This window comes from Archangium lipolyticum, from assembly GCF_024623785.1.
In the GTDB taxonomy this organism is placed as follows: domain Bacteria; phylum Myxococcota; class Myxococcia; order Myxococcales; family Myxococcaceae; genus Archangium; species Archangium lipolyticum.
In genome coordinates, this window is sequence record NZ_JANKBZ010000013.1 from 268,660 (window position 1) to 289,761 (window position 21,102).

The 21,102-nt window shown below is 66.9% G+C and carries 15 protein-coding genes and 1 rRNA gene; 11 read left to right on the forward strand and 5 right to left on the reverse strand.

All coding sequences use genetic code 11. The features are described from left to right. Positions 1 to 275 precede the first annotated feature (275 nt). Entirely contained in the window at positions 276 to 2,567 is a 2,292-nt protein-coding gene (locus NR810_RS27265; RefSeq protein WP_257456612.1) for a Kelch repeat-containing protein, read from the forward strand. Between the two features lie 229 nt (positions 2,568 to 2,796). Here NR810_RS27265 and NR810_RS27270 read toward each other — a convergent pair whose 3' ends face one another. Together NR810_RS27270 and NR810_RS27275 are read right to left on the reverse strand one after the other, a co-directional pair. Continuing rightward, the gene (locus NR810_RS27270; RefSeq protein WP_257456613.1) at positions 2,797 to 3,657 is read right to left on the reverse strand and encodes an SDR family oxidoreductase; all 861 of its coding nucleotides are present in this window, start codon (positions 3,655 to 3,657) and stop codon (positions 2,797 to 2,799) included. A 59-nt stretch (positions 3,658 to 3,716) separates the two neighbouring features. Then, positions 3,717 to 4,331, reverse strand: coding sequence for a TetR/AcrR family transcriptional regulator (locus NR810_RS27275; protein ID WP_257456616.1), 615 nt, complete (start codon positions 4,329 to 4,331; stop codon positions 3,717 to 3,719). Positions 4,332 to 4,486: 155 nt separating this feature from the next. On the opposite strand from NR810_RS27275, the gene NR810_RS27280 reads away from it, so the two are divergent. The 4 genes from NR810_RS27280 (at position 4,487) to NR810_RS27295 (ending at position 9,485) form a co-directional block, all read left to right on the forward strand. Next, entirely contained in the window at positions 4,487 to 5,497 is a 1,011-nt protein-coding gene (locus tag NR810_RS27280; RefSeq protein ID WP_257456618.1) for a zinc-dependent alcohol dehydrogenase family protein, read from the forward strand. Between the two features lie 74 nt (positions 5,498 to 5,571). Beyond that, the gene (locus NR810_RS27285) at positions 5,572 to 7,230 is read left to right on the forward strand and encodes a M14 family zinc carboxypeptidase (RefSeq protein WP_257456622.1); all 1,659 of its coding nucleotides are present in this window, start codon (positions 5,572 to 5,574) and stop codon (positions 7,228 to 7,230) included. A gap of 77 nt (positions 7,231 to 7,307) precedes the next feature. Beyond that, positions 7,308 to 8,534 (forward strand): cytochrome P450 family protein, encoded by a 1,227-nt coding sequence (locus tag NR810_RS27290; protein WP_257456624.1) that lies wholly within the window; start codon positions 7,308 to 7,310, stop codon positions 8,532 to 8,534. Between the two features lie 3 nt (positions 8,535 to 8,537). Next, positions 8,538 to 9,485: a threonine/serine dehydratase gene (locus NR810_RS27295; RefSeq protein ID WP_257456627.1), complete on the forward strand. Its 948-nt coding sequence runs from the start codon at positions 8,538 to 8,540 to the stop codon at positions 9,483 to 9,485. An 8-nt stretch (positions 9,486 to 9,493) separates the two neighbouring features. Here NR810_RS27295 and NR810_RS27300 read toward each other — a convergent pair whose 3' ends face one another. Together NR810_RS27300 and NR810_RS27305 are read right to left on the reverse strand one after the other, a co-directional pair. After that, positions 9,494 to 10,762, reverse strand: a complete 1,269-nt coding sequence (locus NR810_RS27300) for a DnaA N-terminal domain-containing protein (protein ID WP_257456629.1) — start codon at positions 10,760 to 10,762, stop codon at positions 9,494 to 9,496. A 1-nt stretch (position 10,763) separates the two neighbouring features. Next, positions 10,764 to 10,898 carry a hypothetical protein gene (locus tag NR810_RS27305; protein ID WP_257456632.1) on the reverse strand — a complete coding sequence of 45 codons (135 nt, stop codon included), beginning with the start codon at positions 10,896 to 10,898 and terminating at the stop codon, positions 10,764 to 10,766. Positions 10,899 to 11,070: 172 nt separating this feature from the next. Here NR810_RS27305 and agmC point away from each other — a divergent pair, with 172 nt between their 5' ends. Continuing rightward, on the forward strand, positions 11,071 to 12,822 hold the full coding sequence (gene agmC, locus NR810_RS52220; protein WP_306818542.1) for an adventurous gliding motility protein AgmC: 1,752 nt from the start codon (positions 11,071 to 11,073) through the stop codon (positions 12,820 to 12,822). Positions 12,823 to 12,845: 23 nt separating this feature from the next. Here the strand turns inward: agmC and hutH are convergent, their stop codons facing one another. Further along, entirely contained in the window at positions 12,846 to 14,372 is a 1,527-nt protein-coding gene (hutH, locus tag NR810_RS27315) for a histidine ammonia-lyase (RefSeq protein ID WP_257456635.1), read from the reverse strand. Between the two features lie 161 nt (positions 14,373 to 14,533). On the opposite strand from hutH, the gene NR810_RS27320 reads away from it, so the two are divergent. The 5 genes from NR810_RS27320 to NR810_RS27340 form a co-directional block, all read left to right on the forward strand. Next, positions 14,534 to 15,763 carry an aspartate kinase gene (locus NR810_RS27320; RefSeq protein WP_257456637.1) on the forward strand — a complete coding sequence of 410 codons (1,230 nt, stop codon included), beginning with the start codon at positions 14,534 to 14,536 and terminating at the stop codon, positions 15,761 to 15,763. 3 nt (positions 15,764 to 15,766) lie between these two features. Next, on the forward strand, positions 15,767 to 16,150 hold the full coding sequence (locus NR810_RS27325) for a ComEA family DNA-binding protein (protein ID WP_257456655.1): 384 nt from the start codon (positions 15,767 to 15,769) through the stop codon (positions 16,148 to 16,150). A 36-nt stretch (positions 16,151 to 16,186) separates the two neighbouring features. Then, positions 16,187 to 18,364, forward strand: coding sequence for a zinc-ribbon domain-containing protein (locus tag NR810_RS27330; protein ID WP_257456657.1), 2,178 nt, complete (start codon positions 16,187 to 16,189; stop codon positions 18,362 to 18,364). 197 nt (positions 18,365 to 18,561) lie between these two features. Beyond that, positions 18,562 to 19,746, forward strand: coding sequence for a glycosyltransferase family 2 protein (locus NR810_RS27335; RefSeq protein WP_257456660.1), 1,185 nt, complete (start codon positions 18,562 to 18,564; stop codon positions 19,744 to 19,746). Positions 19,747 to 20,782: 1,036 nt separating this feature from the next. Continuing rightward, positions 20,783 to 21,102, forward strand: a 16S ribosomal RNA gene (locus NR810_RS27340); the annotation flags it as partial.

Genomic DNA, 21,102 nt, shown 5'->3' on the forward strand with positions numbered 1-21,102 from the left:
TCTAATACTACAGTAGTAGATCGCTCTCAGGGCCCAACATGTTGCGCTTGCCAGTTGGGCAACGGACCACAACACCTGCCCTGATTGAGGCGAAGTACCGCTGTAGTACTAAGAGTTTGCTTCGGTAGGAGTAATCCCTGGCTGATTGCTGCTCAAGGGAGAGAGTAGCAAGGCCCTATGTGGAATTGGCTCTGAGCGTCAAGTCATTCATCATCGCTTGGCGGTTCTTCCAAAGGGTCTGTGAATCACTTCTTCAGCCAACATTGAAAACAATCATGAAAGAAGCTTCTATTCGTCTGCTGATAGCACTGACGCTGGTGTTGTTCGCGGGGTGCTCGACTCCTTCGTCAGACGTCGGCTCAGTCCAGTTTACTGCAGCTGTACGGCAGGACCTTGCGTCTGGTATCTCCCGTGTCGCTGTCACCTCTAGCGCAGCCGATTTCCCCAGTGTTACCACCGACTTGGTACTTTCCAGCGGTACCTGGGGGGGCTACATCGGCAATATCCCCGCTGGTTCGAACCGCACCTTCCTCGCGCAGGCCTTTGATGCCTCAGGCGCCAAACTCTTCGAGGGCTCGGCTTCTGGTATCACCATCTACGCAGGCCGCAGTACCTCGGTGGCCATTGCCCTCCAGCAAGTCGATGCTCCGCCTCCTTTCGAGAACGAGGCCCCGCTCATTGATTCACTGGTAGCCTCGTCCTCCTCCGTGCTGGCAGGTGGTTCCCTCTCCTTTGTGGCAAACGCCCATGATCCCAACATGGGTGACACCCTCTCCTACGCGTGGTCCTCCACCGCTGGCACCTTCTCTTCCACCTCTACAGCCTCTACTTCGTGGACGGCTCCGCATTCCACCGGCATTCAAACGGTCACCTTGACCGTAAAGGACCCTGGTGGCCTGTCCACCAGCATTTCCCTGGTCGTCAACGTTACCCAAGCGGGAGGCGAGGGCAGTGCATGGATGTACATCACATTCAATAATTCACCTCGTGTAACCTCCATCCGCGCTACGCCCGGGCAGCTCGTGGTTGGTCAGGCAACTGCTGTGTCCGTAACGGCTGCTGATCCGGACGGCAACGGTCTTTCCTATTCGTGGGGTGCCAGTTGCAGCGGTTCCTGGAGTAATGCCTCCTCCAATTCCGCGCAATTCACCCCCTCGGTTCTGCCTGATGGCGCATGCAATAACTGCCGATTGACGGTCACGATTTCGGATGGGCGCGGGGGGCAGAGCACTGGTAGCATGGCCATGTGCGTCAGTGGCACAGCTCCCACTAATCACCTTAATCCCGTCATTATTCGCTCCTACCGCTCCTCCAGCCAAGCAAGGGCGGGGCAGGTGCTAACCTTTGAGGTGGTTGCCAGCGACCCAGAAAATTCAGCACTCACCTTCTCTTGGGCAGCCAATTCCGGTTCCCTAGGCACGCCGTCACATGGCACAACCAGTAGTCGTGTGACGTGGTCGGCTTCTTGTGTAAGTGGCGCTACGGTTCCAACTATCACTGCCACGGTTTCAAACGCCTTCAAACAGACAGCCACTAGGAGTTTCGTAGTGGCGGGCCTGCCGGCGTGCCCCACCGCGAATTGGGCCTTGACGGGTTCCATGGCTGAGTTTCGCTACAGGCACACGGCGACGTTGCTGCCCAACGGCAAGGTACTCGTCGCTGGGTATTCCCCTCGCGCGGCGGAGTTGTACGATCCGTCCACGGGTAGATGGAGCGCAACAGGCTCGATGGCGGCGCAGCATAACGACCTAGCGACGGCAACGCTGCTGAATAACGGCAAGGTTCTCATCGCGGGGGGCATCAATAGCAGTGGTTGGACCGCTCCGGCGGAGTTGTACGATTCGGTTTCAAACGCCTGGAGCACTACTGGTTCCATGGTCACGCCTCGAAAGTACCACACGGCAACACTCCTAAAGAATGGCAAGGTACTTGTCGCGGGTGGCCAGAGTAGCAGCGGGTATATCTCAACGGCTGAAGTGTATGACCCGACCTCGGGCACGTGGAGTCCTACCGGCTCTATGTCCGTGATTCGCATATTCCATGCCGCGACGTTGCTATCCAATGGCAAGGTGCTTGTCACAGGTGGATTCAACAACACCACCTACATGCCGACGGCAGAACTCTACGATCCAGACTCGGGCACCTGGAGCGCCACCAGTCCCATGAGCTTCCCTCGCTCTGGACACACGGCAACACGGTTGCTCGATGGCAAAGTGCTGATAGCAGGTGGGCATACCAGCAGCACGGCTGCGGAGATATATGACCCGGCTTCGGGCTCCTGGACTGTTGTTGGCTCCATGGCACTGGCTCGCTACGGAAGCCAGGCAACACTGTTACTCAATGGGAAGGTGCTCATCACAGGCGGATACGCTTGGTTTGCTCCTGATGATATCAGAATTACTTTCGCGTCAGCGGAGGTTTATGACCCAGCTTCAGGCTCATGGAGCGATGGTGGCACCATGAACTTCCCACGTGATGAACACACAGCAACGCTACTGCCGAATGGCAAGGTGCTCGTCGCGGCGGGATGGGACAATCTCACGACTACGGAACTGTACACGCCCTGACTTGAGGCGCAGTCAGAATTGATGACAGGCATGCGGCGTGGTTGGGCGTATGGGTCACGCCGCTTCCCTGGAAGGTGTTGAAATTGGGGCGTACAGGTTACGGTACACCCCCTGCTGCTGAGCGCCCGATAGCATGCTGGGATCGCGCTCCGCAGCCTCCCCTCCCAGGCAGCGAGCTTCCTACGCTCCTACCGAGATACTCTCATAGGCCCGCCCCGGTCTCCCGAGGTCAGATCCAGCAGGAGGCGTGGTCCCTGGCGAACCGCTCGAAGGAGATGGGCGGACGGCCGAGCACCGTCTCGATGTCGGAGGAGACGGGGGCGCAGAAGCCCTGGCGGACGAGCCGGTAGAAGCCGATCAACCGCTCGATGCGCTCGGGAGACAGTCCCGAGCGCGCCAGGAGCTGGCGTGCCTCCTCTTCACCGAGGGGGACGTACTGGATGGACCTCGCCGCCACTTCGGAGAGGGTGCGCGCCACTTCGGCATGATCGAGGGCCCGTGCGCCGGTGAGGGTGTAGGCCTTGCCGGCGTGGCCCGGCCCGGTGAGTGCGGCCACGGCCATCGCGGCGATGTCTCGCGCGTCGACGAACGAGAGCTTCGCATCGGCGGCCGGGATGTGGAGCGCACCGGTCGTCTCGAGGTCCTGGAGCAGCGGGCCTCCGGAGAAGATCTGCATGAAGAAGTTGGGACGCAGGTGGGTGAAGCCGAGCCCGGAGGCCTCCAGGTAGCGCTCCACCTTCCTGAGCGCGAAGTCCTCCCGATGCTCCGCGCCCATGGCGGTCAGGTTGACGACGTGGCGGATGCGCTGCCGCTTCATCTCGTCGATGAGCGGAAGGGCGACACGGTCCGCCTGCTCGTCTCCGGGGCGGGCCATTAGGAACACGCGGTCGGCGCCGTCGAGCGCTGGTGCGAAGGTCTCCGGCCGCTCGAGGTCGAAGGACACGTATTGCGTCTTGCCGCCGGTGCGTCTCGCGGCGCGGCCCGGCTCCCGGGTCGCGGCCCGCACCTCTTCACCGAGCTGCTCCAACTGCGCCACGAGGTGGCCTCCCACCGTCCCCGTGGCTCCGATCACGAGAATCCTGCCTGCCATGACTTCCTCCTGGTTGATGCGTGAATGACACGTTCATTTATCGGGCAAAAAAAAGAGGCTCAGCCGAAGAAGCTCTTGAGGCCGGCCAGGTGGTAGCGCGAGTAATCATCGATGGCCTGCCGGATGTCTGCCTCCTCGTGGAAGTGCGTGAGGATGTCCACCATCATCCCCACGAAGTTCCGGTAGAGCCGGTCGAGATTGAAGCGCATCGTCTTCGTGACCTTGAGCTCCGGGTGGAGGGCGCGGAAGTGCGCGATGGCCAGCTTCACGAGGGTCGCGACGAGCTCCTCGGAGAAGGTCTCGTACCGGGTTCCCTGGGAGCGGCCGAGCAGGATGACGACGCGTTGCCGGTTGGCCAGACAGAAGGCGAGCAGTTCCTGGGAGATGCCATGAAAGGGGGCCGTGGGCGCGAGCTCCCGGATGTCCTCGATGCCATCGAGTGACTTCACACGGCGGCGCACCAGGTCCACGAAGGAGGCGACGAACTCCTCGGTGAGGAGTGCGTGGAACAGGTCCTCCTTGTTCTCGTAGTACCGGTAGATGTTGCCCGTCGAGATGCGCGCGGCCTTGCCGATCTCCGCCATCGTGGCCTGACGGAATCCCTTGCGCGCGAAGATCTCCAGCGCGGCGGACGCGATGGCTTCCTGGACCTCGTCCTTGAGCTGCTGGGCCATGCGTGCTCCCCATCAGTGAACAGGCCATTCACGATTGCTGTTCCCTTATGAGCCCTGGGGCCCGCCAGGTCAAGGGGGAGGAAGGGGGAGCGGCGCCCGGTTGCCCTGGTTGAGCAGCCGCGCACATCTTCCACGCGAACGGAGGCAAGCGTTCCATGAAGGCCTATGAGCTGAAGAAGGCGGGGAGTGTCGATGGATGGGAGCAGGTGGAGCGGCCCGAGCCGAAACCCGGACCCGGCCAGGCCCTGGTGCGGATCCGGGCGGTGTCCCTGAACTACCGGGATCTGCTCATCGCGCGGGGAGGCTACCGGATGCCTGTTTCCCTGCCTGTCATCCCCGTATCGGACGGAGCGGGCGAGGTGGTCGCGGTGGGGCAGGGCGTTACCCGGGTGAAGCCCGGGGATCGCGTGGCGCCGACCTTCTTCCAGACGTGGACGGAGGGGGATGCGACGCCGGAGAAGGTGGGCAAGTCCCTCGGAGGGAGCGTCGACGGCGTGCTGGCGGAGTACGTCGTGCTGGACGCGGAGGGGCTCGTGCACCTGCCGGAGCACTACTCCTTCGAGGAGGGCGCCACGTTGCCCTGCGCGGCGGTCACGGCGTGGAACGCGCTGGTGCCCCAGGGCAAGCTCCAGGCCGGTCAGACGGTGCTGGCACTGGGCACGGGCGGCGTCTCCGTCTTCGCGCTCCAGTTCGCCAAGGCGCTGGGGGCGCGCGTCATCATCACCTCCAGCCATGACGAGAAGCTGGAGCGCGCGAAGGCGCTCGGCGCGGATGGCACCGTCAACTACAAGAAACATCCCGACTGGGAGGAGAAGGTCCTGGAGCTGACGGGCGGGCAGGGCGTGGACCACGTCCTCGAGGTGGGGGGCGCGCAGACGCTCCCGAAGTCCGCCCGCGCCACGCGGCCCGGTGGGCACATCTCCCTGATCGGTCTGTTGAGTGGTGCTCCTGGCAAGCCCGATCCCTCCCTCGCCGAGCCGAAGAAGCTGCGCATCGAGGGCGTCTTCGTGGGCAGCCGCGTCATGTTCGAGGACATGAACCGGCTCATCACCCAGCACCGGATGAAGCCCGTCATCGACCGCGCCTTCCCCTTCGAGAAGGCGCGCGACGCCCTGCGCTATCTCGAGGAGGGGGCCCACTTCGGCAAGGTGGTGATCACGCTCTGAGGGCCGGTCTTCCGGCCTCGGACACGTCACAAGTGGCTTGACGCTGGGTGATGGGGGCGCTCGGATGCGCCCCCATGACCGAGCTGCTCACCCGCGCCGAGGCCTCGAACTACAAGGAAACCTCCCGTCACGCCGACGTGCTCGCCTTCATCGACGAGCTCTGCCGCCGCACGAAGCTCGCCAGACGTGTGGAGTTCGGCACGAGCGGCGAGGGACAGCCCATGGTGGCGCTCGTCGTGAGCGACCGGGGCTGCTTCACGCCCGAGCTCGCGCGCAAGCAGAAGAAGGTCGTGGTGATGGTGGAGGCCAACATCCACGCCGGCGAGGTCGAGGGCAAGGAGTCCGTGCTCGCGCTCGCGCGAGATCTGACGCTCACGAAGCTCGGGCAGAAGCTGCTCGACAAGCTGTGCCTCGTGCTCATCCCGAACTTCAATCCGGATGGCAACGACCGCATCAGCCCGAACAACCGCAAGCTCAACCTGAAGGAGCTCGAGGGGCAGGTGAACCCCGAGGGCGGCGTGGGCACGCGCTACACGGGCGAGGGGTGGAATCTCAATCGGGACAACATGAAGCAGGAGGCGCCGGAGACGCGCTGCCTCGCGAAGCTTCATCAGACGTGGTGGCCGCACGTCTTCATCGATTGCCACACCACCGATGGAAGCATTCACGCCTTCGATCTCACCTTCGACACGTCGCACTCGAACGAGCCGCTCTTCTCGGAGCTGCGCACGTTCAACCGCGTGATGCTCGAGCGCGTGGCGAAGGCGGTGAAGACGCGCCATGACTTCGACAGCTTCTGGTATGGCAACTACAAGGTCGAGGGCGATCCCCTCTCCGGTTGGCACACCTATCCGGCGCTCCCGCGCTTCGGCAGCCACTACCGCGGGTTGCTCGGCCGGATCGACGTGCTGCTCGAGACCTACAGCTACATCGACTTCCCGCGCCGCTGCGCGGTGATGCGGGCGTGGTTGCTCGAGCTGTTCCGCGACGCCGCCAAGAACGCCACTGCCTATCTCGCCATCACCCAGGCCGAGGAGGAGCGCATCATCGCTCGCGGCAGGTCGCCCGATGTGCAGGCGCTCGTGGGCATCAACTACGGAGTGGCCACGCGCGACGACAAGGGCGCGCTCGTGTTCGAGTACCCCGCCTACGCGAAGCCGGACGACGTCGCCCACATCCTGGCCTTCGACGAGGCGAGCATCGCCGCGCGGCGCTACCCGGGAAAGCGCCAGCGCCAGTATCTCTGCTCGCACTACCGGACGTTCGTGCCCACGCAGGCGGTGAGCACGCCGGAGGCGTATCTCGTGCCGGAGGCGCTCGCCTCGCGTCTGGAAGGGCACGGCATCCGCTTCGAGCGGCTTCAGGCGCCGCGGCGCTTCACGGTCGACAGCTACCACGTGGCCCGGCGCGAGGAGACGTTCAGCCCCGACGTGGCCGCGAACGTGCCGCCGCCCGGCCAGGCGGAGGTGCCGCTCAGCCAGAAGCCCAAGCCCGTGCGCTTCGAGACCGTGCTCACCGTGGCGCCCGAGCGGTCCACGCGCGAGTTCCCCGCGGGAACCCTGTACGTCCCCACGGCGCAGCGCGCCGGAACGTTGGCCGTGTATCTGCTCGAGCCGCATTCCGATGATGGCTTCTGCCGCTGGCAGTTCCTCGACGGGATGATCTCGGTGGGTGAGCTCTACCCGGTCCACCGCGTGGTGGCCGCGGCCAGCGCTCCGAAGAAGGCCGAGTGACGGGCGGTTGACAGCGCCTGACGAGGCGAGCGGCCGAGGGTCGAGGGTATCTGTGGTACACTGCGAGTGAAACCACCATGACCCCTGACACTTCGACCGCTCCCTCCTATGACCTGTGGGCTCCGCAGGTCCGTGCCAATCCCTTTCCGCTCTACAAGCACCTGCGTGAGAAGGATCCGGTGGCCCGGGTCATGGATCCCCACCGGCAGATGCCCTTCTGGCTCCTGACGCGGTACCAGGATGTGGTCGAGACGGCCAAGGATGCCCGTCTCACCAACGACGTCGAGAAGCTGCCCGAGGAGCTCCGCAAGAAGTTCCGGGGTGGGGGCTCCCAGACGCTCAACCGGCACCTGTTGGTGATGGATCCGCCGGACCACACCCGGGTCCGTTCGCTGGCGACCCAGGCCTTCACCCCTCGCCGGATCGAAGCGCTGCGTCCGCGCATCACCGCGTTGTGCGCCGAGCTGCTGGAGGCCATGCGGGCCCGTGGCTCCGCGGACTTCGTCGAGGCGTTCGCCTTCCCGTTGCCCATCACCGTCATCTCCGAGCTGCTGGGCGTCCCGTTGGAGGACCGGGCCCAGTTCCGCACCTGGATCGAGGTGTTCTTCACCCCTCCCGCGCAGGGGGGAATGGAGCGGATCCGCGAGTCGCTCGATCGACTGTTGGCTTATCTGGAGGGCTTCATCGAGTTGCGCCGGCGGCAGCCCCAGGAGGACCTGGTCACCGCCCTGCTGGCGGTGGAGGAGCAGGGGGACCGGCTCAGCACCCGGGAGCTGCTGAGCATGGTCTACCTGCTGCTCGTCGCCGGTCACGAGACGACGGTGCATGTGCTGAGCAACGGGACACTGGAGCTGCTGCGCCACCCGGATCAGCTCCAGATGCTGCGCGAGGATCCTTCCCTCATCCCCTCGGCGGTGGAGGAGCTGCTGCGCTTCTGCGGCCCGGTGGAGCTGACCATGGCGCGCTTCGCCCTGGAGGACTTCGAGCTGTGTGGCCAGCCCATCAAGGCTCACGACGCGGTGCGGATGAACATCCTGGCCGCCAATCACGACGCCGAGCAGTTCCCCGACCCGGAGCGGCTGGACGTGAAGCGCTCGCCCAACAAGCACCTGGCCTTCGGTCAGGGGATCCACTTCTGCCTGGGCTCGAACCTGGCCCGGTTGGAGGCGACCCTTGCCTTCGAGGTGATCATCGAGCGGCTCCCGCACCTGCGGCTGGCGGTGCCACCCGAGCAGCTCCAGTGGCGCTCGAGCGCCCAGGTGCGAGGCTTGTTGCGTCTGCCCTTGTCCTTCGATACCCCGTGAGCCGTGACCCTTCCTCTTTCGCGTGAAGACATCCGCGCCGCCCACGAGCGCATCCGTCCCTATATTCGCCGTACGCCCGTCTGGAGTCTGCCGAGGGGAACGCTGGGCCATGACGGCCCGGTGAGCCTGAAGCTCGAGTTCCTCCAGCACGCGGGCTCGTTCAAGTCGCGCGGAGCCTTCAATACCTTGCTGAAGCAGCCGATTCCGAAGGCGGGCGTCGCCGCGGCCTCGGGAGGCAACCACGGTGCGGCGGTCGCCTACGCGGCGAAGCAGCTTGGCATTCCGGCCCGTATCTTCGTGCCGGAGATCTCGAGCCCCGCGAAGGTCGAGGTCATCCGCCGCCTCGGTGCCGAGGTCGTCATCGGGGGGCAGCGCTACGCCGATGCGCTCGGGTCCTGTGGCACGTACATCGCCGAGACGGGCGCGCTGTCCGTCCACGCCTATGACGCGCTGTCCACCATCGAGGGCCAGGGGACCGTGGCCCTGGAATGGGAAGAGGATGGACAGGGGCTGGATACGGTCCTCGTGGCCGTCGGTGGGGGAGGATTGATCTCCGGCATCGCGAGCTGGTGGGCGGGGCGAGGCGTCAAGGTCGTCGGCGTCGAGCCCGAGGGCTCGCGGGCCCTGCATGCGTCACTCGAAGCGGGGCGTCCCGTGGACGTGACGGTCGAGTCGATCGCGGCGGATTCGCTCGGCGCACGCAACACGGGTGAGCTCGTGTTTTCCATTGCCCGTGCCGCGGTCGACCATGTCGCGCTCGTGACGGATGCGGCGATCCGCGAGGCGCAACGGACGCTCTGGCGGGACTGGCGCATCGCCTCGGAGCCAGGTGGCGCGGCGGCACTCGCCGCCCTGAGCTCCGGGGCGTACCGTCCACGGCCGGGCGAGCGGGTCGGTGTGCTCCTCTGCGGGGCCAACGTGGAGCTGAGCAAGCTCGCGGAGATCATCTGATCCCGGCGCTACCGCTCCGCACCCGCCGCCTGCGCGGGCAGTACCCAGCGCACTCCCAGGAGGCCGAAGTCCCGCACCAGTAGCTCCACCGTCTGGCCATAGTGTTCCTCCACCCATTGGCGGAAGTAGAGGTCCGGCACGGCGAGCATCAGGTGCCCGTCCCGCACGTCCAGGGGCCGGGCGCGGGTGAGCCAGGTGAGGGCGTAGTGCTTTCCCTGGTCATGCAGCCGGGTGAGGCACTCCTGCCACGTGCGGCCCGCCTCGGTGGTCACGTCCACGGACGGCGGCCCGGACTCCTCGGCTGGCTCTGACTGCTGGGGCGGGATGTAGCGCACCCAGACCTTCGGAGAGCAGAAGGCCAGAGCGGTACATACGGGCTGACGGGAGCGGCCCCAGTCGGACTTGAGGTAGCCGCGGCATGCCGCCAGAAGGCGTTCCTCGTCACCGCCCACCTTCGACAAGGCCTTCGCGTACCAGTCCGCCCACCCCGCGGGCATGTCCTCGCGAGGCACGCCCCGGAAGGCCTTGGAGCGCTCGTCCTGGAAGGACTCGAAGAAGGCCGCTGCCTGCTGGGCCGGAGTGTCCTGGGGCTCCGGGGCGGTGGTCGCGGTGAGCGGGTGCCGCTCCTCGGGAGGGGGCGTGACGGGCACGAGGTGCGTGCCAGGGAGGGAAAGCTGGACGGGGGTGACGTCCGCGGACACGTCCTCGTCCGGGAGCAGGGGAACGGGTGCGAGCCGTCCCGCGGACACCGAGCTCTCTGCTCCTGCAGCAGTAGAAAGAGTCTTCTTCTCACTCTCTTTCTCTCTTCTCTTTCTAGCGGAGGATGTCCCTGGCGCGTCCGCGGGACGTCCGGCGGACGCCGTCGAGGCCTTGTTGGCGCGCTCCCGGCGTTTGCGCTCGGCCTCCTTCCTCCTCTTTTCGAGGACTTGCACGTAGCGGTCGCAGAGGGTGAGCCGGACGCTGTCGTCCTCACGCACCAGGATTCCCGCGCGCAGCAGCGCGTTCCAGAAGGCCCCGGGTGTGCCCGTCCACCGGACCGCGCTCTCCACCGCCTCGCGCCACACGTCCTCGTCCGCGGACGCGTCCGGTGCATGTCCGGCGGACGCGGCGAAGGGCTCGAAGCGTCCGGAGGGCAGGGCCTGCACCGCCCAGATCTGCAGCTCCACCATGGCGCCCAGGAAGGCCCGCCGCTCCATCCCCAGGGTGCGCGCGGCACACACCACGGCGAGGCTCATCGGGAAGCCCACGTCCACCTGTACCCAGTCCAACCCGGCCATCTCACCGCCTCCCCTGGGCCAGGCGCGTGGCACGCCAGGCCCCCACCATCGTGCGGACAGAGCCCCACACCGGCGCGGTGAGCGCCTGGGTGTTGGAAGTCTTGGGGTGATCCACGAGCGCGATCTGTGTCGCCACTCCCGAAGCGTCTACCCCCGATCACTTCGGCCCGGCGGGCTTCGGTTCCCGGCGGACGTCCGGAGCCGGAATACCGGTGCTCCATGCGGTTTTCGCTACAGGGTTCAACAGGCCTGTAGCGGCCTGTGCCGCTGGATCGACCGGCGCTCGTGGCTCGGGCAGCATGGACGTCATGCGGATCAGCTCCTTCCTGCTCGGACTCCTCGTGACTGGCAGTGCACTGGCCGAACCCGACACGTTCGGACTGGGGACCGGAAGGAACGGTTCTCTCCGGGTCGAGAGCGCCGGAGTCGTCATCAATCGCTACGCCCGCCTCACCGCCGATGCGGCCGAGGGCTCGAGTGTCCTGACGGTCGCGAGTGCGAAGGGTTTCGCGGTGGGGGAGCTGGTGCTCGTGCACCAGTCCACGGGCCTCGCGTCCGTGCCTGCCTCTGGAGATCAACGTCCCCTCTCGCTCGAGGGGAGCTCCGTGGGCCGCTTCGAGTACGCGCGGATCTCCGCGGTGTCGGACGGAGCGCTGCGCCTCTCGGCGCCGCTGCTGTATGGCTATGCGGCGAACCTGTCGCAGGTGGTGTGGGTGCCCGAGTACACCGAGTTGGAGGTGCGCGCCGGAGCCTCACTGAGTGCGAAGCCCTGGGATGGAGGCTCGGGTGGAATCCTCGCGGTGCTGGTCACGGGGAGGCTGCGCAACGATGGCCGCATCTCCGTGGACGGCCTGGGCTTTCGCGGCGGCGCTTTCCTCACCCACGACGACCTCAAGGGATGCACGGGCCTGGATGAGCCGGTGGCCAGTGGTGGCTCCTATAAAGGAGAGGGCCTGGTGGCCGAGCGCTTCGGTACGGCGTCCGGGCGCGGCAACCTGTCGCATGGCGGTGGGGGCGGCAACTGCCACAACGCGGGTGGCGGAGGTGGCGGCCACGGAGGAACGGGTGGACTGGGAGGGCGATCCGCGCCCGCCGACGGCGAGCAGGATGCGGGCGGCCTGGGTGGAGCTCCGCTGGCGTATGTGCCCTACGAGCGCCTCGTCTTGGGTGGTGGCGGTGGAGCGGGGGAGGGCAACAACGGGGAGGGGACAGGGGGAGGGGCCGGAGGAGGGCTGATGCTCATTCGCGCCAGGGAGGTGCGGGGCGAGGGACGTTTCAGCGCGGTGGGCGAGACCCCTCCGCCGACCGCTGGGGGCGATGGGGCGGGAGGTGGAGGTGGTGGTGGAGCCATTTCCCTCCGGGTCGAGCAGGAATTGCGGTGCGGTGCGGTGGACGCATCGGGCGGCGCGGGAGGCGACACCACGGAGGCGTCCTTTCCGGTGGGTCCGGGTGGGGGAGGGGGCGGGGGCGTGGTGTTCCTTCAAGGCGGAAGCCTCGAGTGTTCGACCTCGGTGCTCGCGGGGGCTCCCGGCCAGTCAGCGGCGACTGGCAACGCGCATGGAGCGGGTCCCGTCAGCGTGGGAGAAGGGACCGCGCCAGGTGTCGGGCAGGTCGTCGAAAGCCCGTTCCGGGTACCCGCCTCGCCCGCGTTGACGTCTCCGGTGGACGGCGCCACCGGGGTGCACCCGAGACCCCGCATCACGGGGTCGGCCGAGCCGGGTGCTCAGTACGTCCATCTCTTCCTCGACGGAGCGCCCTATGCGCGGCTCACGCCGTCCGCGGATGGCACATTCTCATACGAGGCCCCCGCGGAGCTGACGTTGGGGTCTCACGAGTTGCACGCCTCGGCGGAGACGCTCGGGGTGCGGAGTCCTGTCTCCGCGCCCATCCGTTTCGAGGTCGTGCCCCAGGAGGGAGACGGGGGATTGCCCCTGGTGTTGCAGGTGGGTTGTGGATGCGGGGCATCTCCAGGCATGGGCCTGTGGGCCGGATGGGGCGTGCTGCTGGGAGCCCGCCTCGTTGCCAGGAAGAAGCAGACGATGCCAGCGGGGAGGCGCTAGCGCCTCCCCGGGCCCGTGGAGTCCTACGCCGTGGCGGCGCGCACGACGCGCATCAGCTCGCCGGAGTCGATGAGCTGGCAGACGGCCTCGATGTCGCGGTGGAGCTCGCGGTCCTTCTCCATGGTGGGCACGCGGCTGCGCACCAGCTCGTGCGCGGCGCGAGGCCCGCGGCCGGCCTTCACCGGCAGCCGGTAATCCAGGGCCTGGCTGGCCACGAGGATTTCGATGGCGAGGCACGTGCGGGTGAAGTCCGCCACCTGACGGCCCTTGAGGGCGGCGGTCATGCCCATGGAGACGTGGTCCTCGCGGCCGGCGGAGGAGGGGATGGAGTCCACCGAGGCGGGGTGGCAGAGCACGCGCGACTCGGCGACCAGGGCGGCGCTCGTCACCTGGGCGATCATGAAGCCCGAGTTGAGGCCCGAGTTCTTCGCGAGGAACGGGGGCAGGTTGGACAGCGCGGGGTTGACGAGCTGCTCCACGCGGCGCTCGCTGATGGAGGACAGCTGGGTGAGGGCCATGGCGGTCACGTCCATGGCGAGCGAGATGGGCTGGCCGTGGAAGTTGCCGCCCGAGACGATGCGGCCGCTGTCGACGAAGACGAGCGGGTTGTCGGTGGCGCTGTTGACCTCGACCTCGAGGATGCGCCGGGCGAACGCGAGCCCCTCGCGCGCGGCGCCGTGCACCTGGGGCATGCAGCGCAGGGAGTAGGGGTCCTGCACCTTGCTGCAGTTGACGTGCGTCTCGACCAGATCGCTGCCCGCGAGCAGCTTTCGCAGGTGGGCGGCGCAGGCCTTCTGGCCCTCATGGGGGCGCACGTCCTGGATCTCCGGGATGAAGGGCTTGTGGCTGCCGAGCAGGCCCTCCAGCGTCATGGAGCCGGCGATGTCCGCCACGAGGGAGAGCATCTCCGCGCGCAGCTGGAGCAGGGTGCCCACGGCGCACATGGCCTGGGTGCCATTGACGAGCGCCAGGCCCTCCTTGGCCTCCAGCACCACCGGGGTCAGCCCGGCGCGCTCGAGCGCCTGACGGGCCGGCATGCGGTGTCCCTGGTAGAAGGCCTCGCCCTCGCCGATGAAGACGAGCGCCAGGTGGGCCAGCGGGGCCAGGTCTCCGGAGGCGCCCACGCTGCCGCGCTCGGGCACCACGGGCACCACGTCCTTGTTGAGCATGTCCAACGCCAGCTGCAGTGTCTCCAGGCGGATGCCGGAGAAGCCCTTGGCGAGCACGTTGCAGCGCAGCAGCAGCAGGGCGCGGGCCTCGGGGATGGGCATGGGCGAGCCCACGCCGGCCGCGTGGGACAGGATGAGGTTGCGCTGCAGCTCGCGCAGGTCCTTCTTGTCGATGCGCACCTCGGCCAGGGTGCCGAAGCCGGTGTTGATGCCGTAGGAGGGGGTATCCCCGGCAGCGACACGATCCACCAGCTCGCGCGAGGCGCGAACGCAGGCCTGGGCCTCGGGGGAGAGCTCCACGAGCACCTCGTTTTGGGCGACCTGGAGGATCTCCTCCAACCGGAGGGTGTCACCATCGATCAGAAGGCGGGGACGATACATGTGGGAGCTCCAAAGAATGCGGCGGTACAGCCAGAGGCGGCACCGTATATCTCAACAGGTGGCCGAGCGCAGCCCGTCCGCTCCGGGAGTGTCCAAGAGCTTTTGACAGCGGGGGGGCACCTCACTACGGTGACGCACCGTTCCAGGAGGAACCAGCCAACGTGGCATTGATCGTCCAGAAGTACGGCGGCACCTCGGTCGGCGACATCGAGCGGATCAAGAACGTGGCCCGCCGCTGCATCGCGGCCCAGGCCGCCGGACACGACGTGGTGGTGGTCGTCTCCGCGATGTCGGGAGAGACCAACCGCCTTTTGAAGCTTGTCTCCCAGATCACGGATCGACCGAGCGAGCGTGAGCAGGATGTGGTGGTGGCAACCGGCGAACAGGTGTCCATCGGCCTCGTGGCCATGGCCATCCAGGCGCAGGGAGGCCAGGCCACCAGCTTCCTCGGCTACCAGGTCCAGATCGTCACCGACAACGTCTTCTCCAAGGCGCGCATCAAACGCATCGACGCCGAGAAGATCCTCGAGGCGCTCAAACAGAAACACATCGTGGTGGTGGCTGGCTTCCAGGGACAGGACGAGCAGGGCAACGTCACCACGCTGGGGCGCGGCGGTTCGGACACCACGGCGGTGGCGCTGGCCGCGGCACTCAAGGCGGATGCCTGTGAGATCTACACGGACGTGGATGGCGTCTATACGACGGATCCCAACGTGTGCCCCGCGGCGCGCAAGCTGGATCGCATCTCCTACGAGGAGATGCTCGACCTGGCGAGCGTGGGCGCCAAGGTGCTGCAGATTCGTTCGGTTGAGTTCGCGATGAAGTACAAGGTGCCGCTCTGGGTGAAGTCCTCCTTCACGGACGACCCGGGCACTCTCGTGTGCGAGGAGGACAAGTCGATGGAGAACGTGGTTGTCAGCGGCATCGCCTACGACAAGAACGAGGCGAAGCTCGCCATCAGCGGCGTGCCGGATACGCCGGGTGTGGCCGCGAAGATCTTCGGTGCGCTCGACGCGCAGAACATCGTGGTGGATCTGATCGTCCAGACGGCCTCGCGCGATGGCCGTACGGATCTGTCCTTCACGGTGGGCAAGACGGATCTGGTCAAGGCCAAGGAGATCGTGGAGCGGGTGTCGAAGGAGATCCACGCGGGCGGGCTGGAGACGGATGGCGATGTGGCCAAGGTGTCCATCGTGGGCGTGGGCATGCGCAACCACTCGGGCGTGGCGGCGAAGATGTTCCAGGTGCTCGCGAGCGAGGGCATCAACATCCAGCTCATCTCCACGTCGGAGATCAAGGTGTCCTGCCTCATCCAGTCGAAGTACACGGAGCTGGCCGTCCGGGCGCTGCACACGGCGTTCGGTCTGGACAAGGCTCCCGCGGCGAGCTGAGCCATGAACCGGACCGGTGCGCTCGCGGTGGCCTCGCTCGGGCTGTTGGGCCTGGGCGTGGTGGCTCGTGTGCGCTGGCCGGAGTCCTCGCCCGCGTTGGGCTGTGAGCCCGGCGCGGTGCGTGTGGTAGAAGGGGTGGCGGTGTGCGGAGAGGGGGATGCGCTCTCCGCCCCGCAGCGCCTGATGCTGGGCCAGAAGTTGGATCTCAACGTCGTCACCGAGTCCGAGCTCGCGGGGGTACCCGGGGTAGGGCGCTCGCTGGCCCGGCGTCTGGTGCGGGAGCGCGAGGTGCGGGGGCGATTCGTGTCCTGGACCGAGGTGGCGGACGTGCCCGGGGTGGGTGCTGCCCGGTTGGGGACCCTCCAGGCGACAACGGAGCTACGGTAGGAGCCAGGGCCCCGAGGCGTGTGATAAGCACCGTCTGTGCAGATCGCCTGCCCTCAGTGCTCCATGCAATATGCGCTCGACCCCAGGCTGCTTCCGCCTGGGGGAGTGCCGGTACAGTGCACCCGCTGTAGCCATGTCTTCATCGCCGCACCACCGGAGCAGGCGACGCCCCAGACGACGCAGGTGTTCGGGAGCCCGGTGCCGCAGGCCGCACCCGCTCAGGCCGCGCCGCGTCCCGCCGCGCCCCAGGCGAACCCGGGTCTGGGCTCCACGCTGCTCTATGGCGCGAACAGGGGCGCCCAGCAACCGTCGGCCCAGACGACGCAGGTGTTCGGAGCGGTGCCCCAGGTGCCGCCCGTGGCGCCCGTGGCCAGCAAGCCGCCGCCCGTGGCCAACAAGCCCCAGCAGGCCGGGGGGCCACCCGTTGCCACGGGGACGCAGGTATTCGGAGCGGTGCCTCAACCGGCGGGGGCGCAGAGCCAGTCGTCCAGGCCGCCCTCCGCGTCGGGTACGCCGCCTTTCGGCTCCGCCGCGCCGCAGATGGCTCCTGTCGCCAGGCCCCAGGCCGGTGCCGCGCCCGCCACGTCGACGACGCAGGTCTTTGGAGCCGTGCCGCAGCAGGTGCCGTCCATGGGGCAGGCTCCGGCGGGGACTCCGTCGACCGCGTCCACGACCCAGGCGTTTGGCGGCGTTCCGGTTCCCGGCTCTCAGTCGGGCGGTGCGCGTGGGCCGCAGCCCGTTCCCGGTGCGGCTCCGGGGCCCGAGATGACCCAGCCCTTCGGCAGGCCCGGGCAGACGGCGGTGGGGCCCACCTCGCAGCCTCCGGGCCTGACACCGCGGACCGTGCAGGAGTCCTCCGCCCCCGTGCGGCCCGAGCCCGCCCCGGTGGTGGGCGTGTCGGCGTCGACGACGATCGAGCTCCCCGACGAGGTGCCGATCCCGAGGACTCCGATGCGGCCGATCGCGGAGTTGCTGGAGGAGGAGACGGGAGTTTCTCTCGAGTCGCTCGAGGAGCCGCCTCCATCGCGGGGCCTGCCGCCCACCGTGTCCCAGCCGCTCGAGCTGCCGCCGGAGTTGTCTTCGTTGCAGGGCGCGTCCGGCTCGACGCTGTCCAAGCCGCTCGAGCTGCCACCGGCACTGCTCGACGAGGCCGTGGAGAGCATCGAAGCGGGGGATCGCCGCAAGCGCCCCAGGTCGGGACGAGGGGGGAAGGGTCTGCTCATCGCGGCGGGCGTGCTGGTGCTCGCGCTGACGGCGTTCCTCACCTCGCCGGCCTGGCGCTCGAAGTCCAAGGCCGTGCCGCACGCGGCGCTGGTGGCCAGGGACGAGGCGGTGGCGATGCTGCGGCGGGACGACATGGCCTCCCAGCAAGAGGCATTCTCCCGGCTGAAGTCCCTGGCGGGAGCGCACCCCGACAGCATCGAGCTCCTGGCCGAGGAGGGAATCGCGCTCGCCACGTACGTGGACGATACGCGCGTGCTGGTGGCCACGCTCCAGGCGAAGATGGCGCGTCTGCAGGAGCAGATCCGCACCCTCACGGAGGCCCAGAGTCCGGCCGACTGGCAGAGCCGGGTCAACACGATGCGTGACGAGCTGGCCGCCACGCAGCGGGAGCTGACTCCGCTCGAGGAGCGCGGCACCCACCTGGCGAAGGAGGCCGCGCAGGTGTTGAAGCGGTTGTCGGGGGCTCCCGAGAAGAGCAAGGAGGAGGAGAAGGAGGTTGCGCTGTTGCGCCTCCGGGCCCGAGCCATGTTGAGTGGCGCCATGAGCGTGAACGAGACGCTCAACCTGGCCGTGCAGCTGGCCCAGACAGGGCAGCAGGATTGGAGCACGCTGGCGCTGGCCGTGTATGTGCTCAACAACCCCACCGCCTCGCCGAACCAGGTGTCCGAGACCGTTGCCGCGCTGGAGCACATGAGGGAGTCGGACAAGACCTTCCTGAGGGCCTACGTGCTGGGGGCGCGGATTGCCCTGATGCGCCATCAGCCGGCAGCCGCCCTGCCACTGCTGGACACGGTCATCACCCTCAACCCCAGGCACGAACTGGCCCAGAAGCTCCACGCGCACGCCCAGGCCTTGGTGGACAAGGAGCACGAGCCCGCTCCTCCCACACCGGCGCCCGAGCCTGCTCCGGAGTCCGCTTCCACGACGCCCGAGGCCGAGGCCGAGGCTTCTCCCTCGACGCCTGGGGCCGAGGCCTCTCCCACGCCCTGACCCGGGGTGTCCATTTCGGGCCCTTTCGAGGGAAAAAAAGTTCCCACTCCCGAGCGGAGCGCCTCGCGCCAGACGCCCCTGATCTAGAGAGCGCCCCCTGGAGCCGTTCATGAGGGAGGCCATGGCGTGTCTCTTGCTTGCCCATGCCCCCGAGTCGCACGTGTCAACGCGTATCGAGGGGCGGGGAGGCAGGGGTGATGGCGGAGCTGGTGTTCTGGTGTGCCGCGGTGCTGCTGGTGCACACGTACTTTCTGTACCCGGTGTTCCTGTTCGCCCTGGATGGGGCGGCGCAGGTGCTGCACAACGTGCGCTACATGCGCTCGGGGGCGAACCGGCGCCGGGGTGAGCGGCCGGGCGAGCTTCCGCGGGTAAGCCTGGTGGTGGCTGCCTACAACGAGGCGAGCTGCATCGAGGAGAAGCTGCGCAACAGTCTGGCGCTGGACTATCCGGCGAATCGCTTCGAGGTGCTGATTGGCTCGGACGGCTCGACGGACGGGACGGATGAGCGGGTGCTGCGGTGCGCGGACGAGCGGGTGCGGTTGTCGGCGGCGCCTCGCGGGGGGAAGACGTCGGTGCTGAACCGGTGCATCCCGCTGGCGAAGGGGGACATCGTGTTGCTGTCGGATGCGAACACGATGATCGAGCCGGAGGCGGTGAAGCGGCTGGTACGGCACTTCGAGGACCCCGAGGTGGGGGCGGTGTGCGGGCAGCTGCGGCTCTTCAACCCGACGAAGGCCGAGTACGAGGAGAGCACGTACTGGACCTACGAGTCGCTCATCAAGTTCTACGAGGGCAAGCGCGGGGCGGTGGTGGGGGCGAACGGAGGGCTGTACGCCATCCGCCGCTCGCTGTTCAACGCGCTGCCGCCGTCGACGATCGTGGACGACTTCGTGATTCCGCTGCGCATCCTGGAGAAGGGCTACAAGGTGGTCTACGAGCCCGAGGCGGTGGCGCACGAGGAGACGACGGAGGACTACGGGAAGGAGTTCGGGCGGAGGGCGCGCATCGCGGCGGGTAACTTCCAGAGCCTGCGGATGGTGCCGGGGCTGCTGTCGCCGCTGGCGGGCTTCCCGGCGTTCGCCTTCTGGTCACACAAGCTGCTGCGCTGGTGCGCGCCGGCGCTGATGGCTCTGGCGCTGGTGGCGAACCTCTTCCTTTTGCACAGCCCGCTCTACCAGCTGACGCTGGCGGGACAGGTGCTGTTCTACGGGCTGGCGTTCCTGGGGAAGAAGGGGCTGCTGAAGGGGACGGCCCGGCGCGTGGCCTCGGTGGCCTACTACTTCGTCACCATGAACCTGGCGATCGTGGTTGGCTTCTGGCGCTTCCTGCGCAACACCCAGCGCGCAGCATGGGACCGCACGGCGCGCGCTCCATCCTCGTAGTCAGGGGGGCATCGAGCGTAGGGTGAGGGGGGCGACCCCCTCTGTGTCCGGACGTGGAGGAGGGCTCGAGAATCAGTAGAAGTGAGGGTCCGGACGTACCGAGCGCTTGCTCGCCTCGCACTGAGCGGGGTGGCAGGCGCTCCGTCATTTTCTCCATCTCCGTGTGTGAGCGTGGGAAGTGGACGTTGATGAAGGCGGTTGACACCCAACGCGGCGGTGATAGAAGCCGCGCCCCCTCGGATGGGGAGGCGAAGCCGCAACGGCGGCGGAGCTCCCAGACGAGCTTGAAAGACGGAATAAGGAGTCGACGAAGCGGAGTTGACTCTCAACGCGGCGGTGGTAGAAGCCGCCTCCCCCGAAACGGCGGAAGTCGCACAGGCGACAGAAACCGGGGCGGAGGGAAGAGAGAGTTGACGAAGGTGGTTGACTCCTCTGGGACCGCGAGATAGAAGCCGCGCCCCTCGGACGGACAGGTGAAGTCGCAACGGCGACGGAGTCCCCCGGACGAAGCAGTGACAGGCGAAATACGAAGTCGACGAAGCGGGTTGACTCCCAACGCGGCGGTGGTAGAAGCCGCCTCCCTCCGAAGCGGCGGAAGTCGCGCAGGCGGGAAGAAGAGAGTCGACGAAGCGAGTTGACACGGGAGGCGGAAGCGAAGTAGGCTCCGCGCCCCTCCTCGAAAGAAACAAAGCGCTCCGGCGCGATGTTACTTCCCAACGAGGCGAAGCGGTGAAACGAAGCGGCAACGGCCGCTTGACAGAAAAGCCGCTCCGAAATAAAGAATGCGGCCCCCGAGGTTGAATGGGGTGCAGCTGAGAAGCAAAACGGTAGCACACAGTCGCCCCAGCAACAAGCGACTCGGTCTTTGAAAACCAAATAGCAAGCCCAAGAAGACAGATTGCGGAAACCGCAGTCAATTCTAAGCGGCACTCCGGAGCGAGTCGGCGTGAGTCGATTCCAGGGGTGCCTTGAACAGCGAAGTCGGGAGTCCCTTAGCCGGGCCCTGACGGATGCCGGTTCTAAATTCTTCAAATTTCAATTGGAGAGTTTGATCCTGGCTCAGAACGAACGCTGGCGGCGTGCCTAACACATGCAAGTCGAGCGCGAATGGAGCAATCCTAGTAGAGCGGCGCACGGGTGCGTAACACGTGGATAATCTGCCTGGGTGTCTGGGATAACCAGTCGAAAGATTGGCTAATACCGGATAAGCCCCCGGGAGCTTCGGCTCTTGAGGGAAAAGGTGGCCTCTGTATACAAGCTATCACATCCAGATGAGTCCGCGGCCCATCAGCTAGTTGGCGGGGTAATGGCCCACCAAGGCGACGACGGGTAGCTGGTCTGAGAGGACGATCAGCC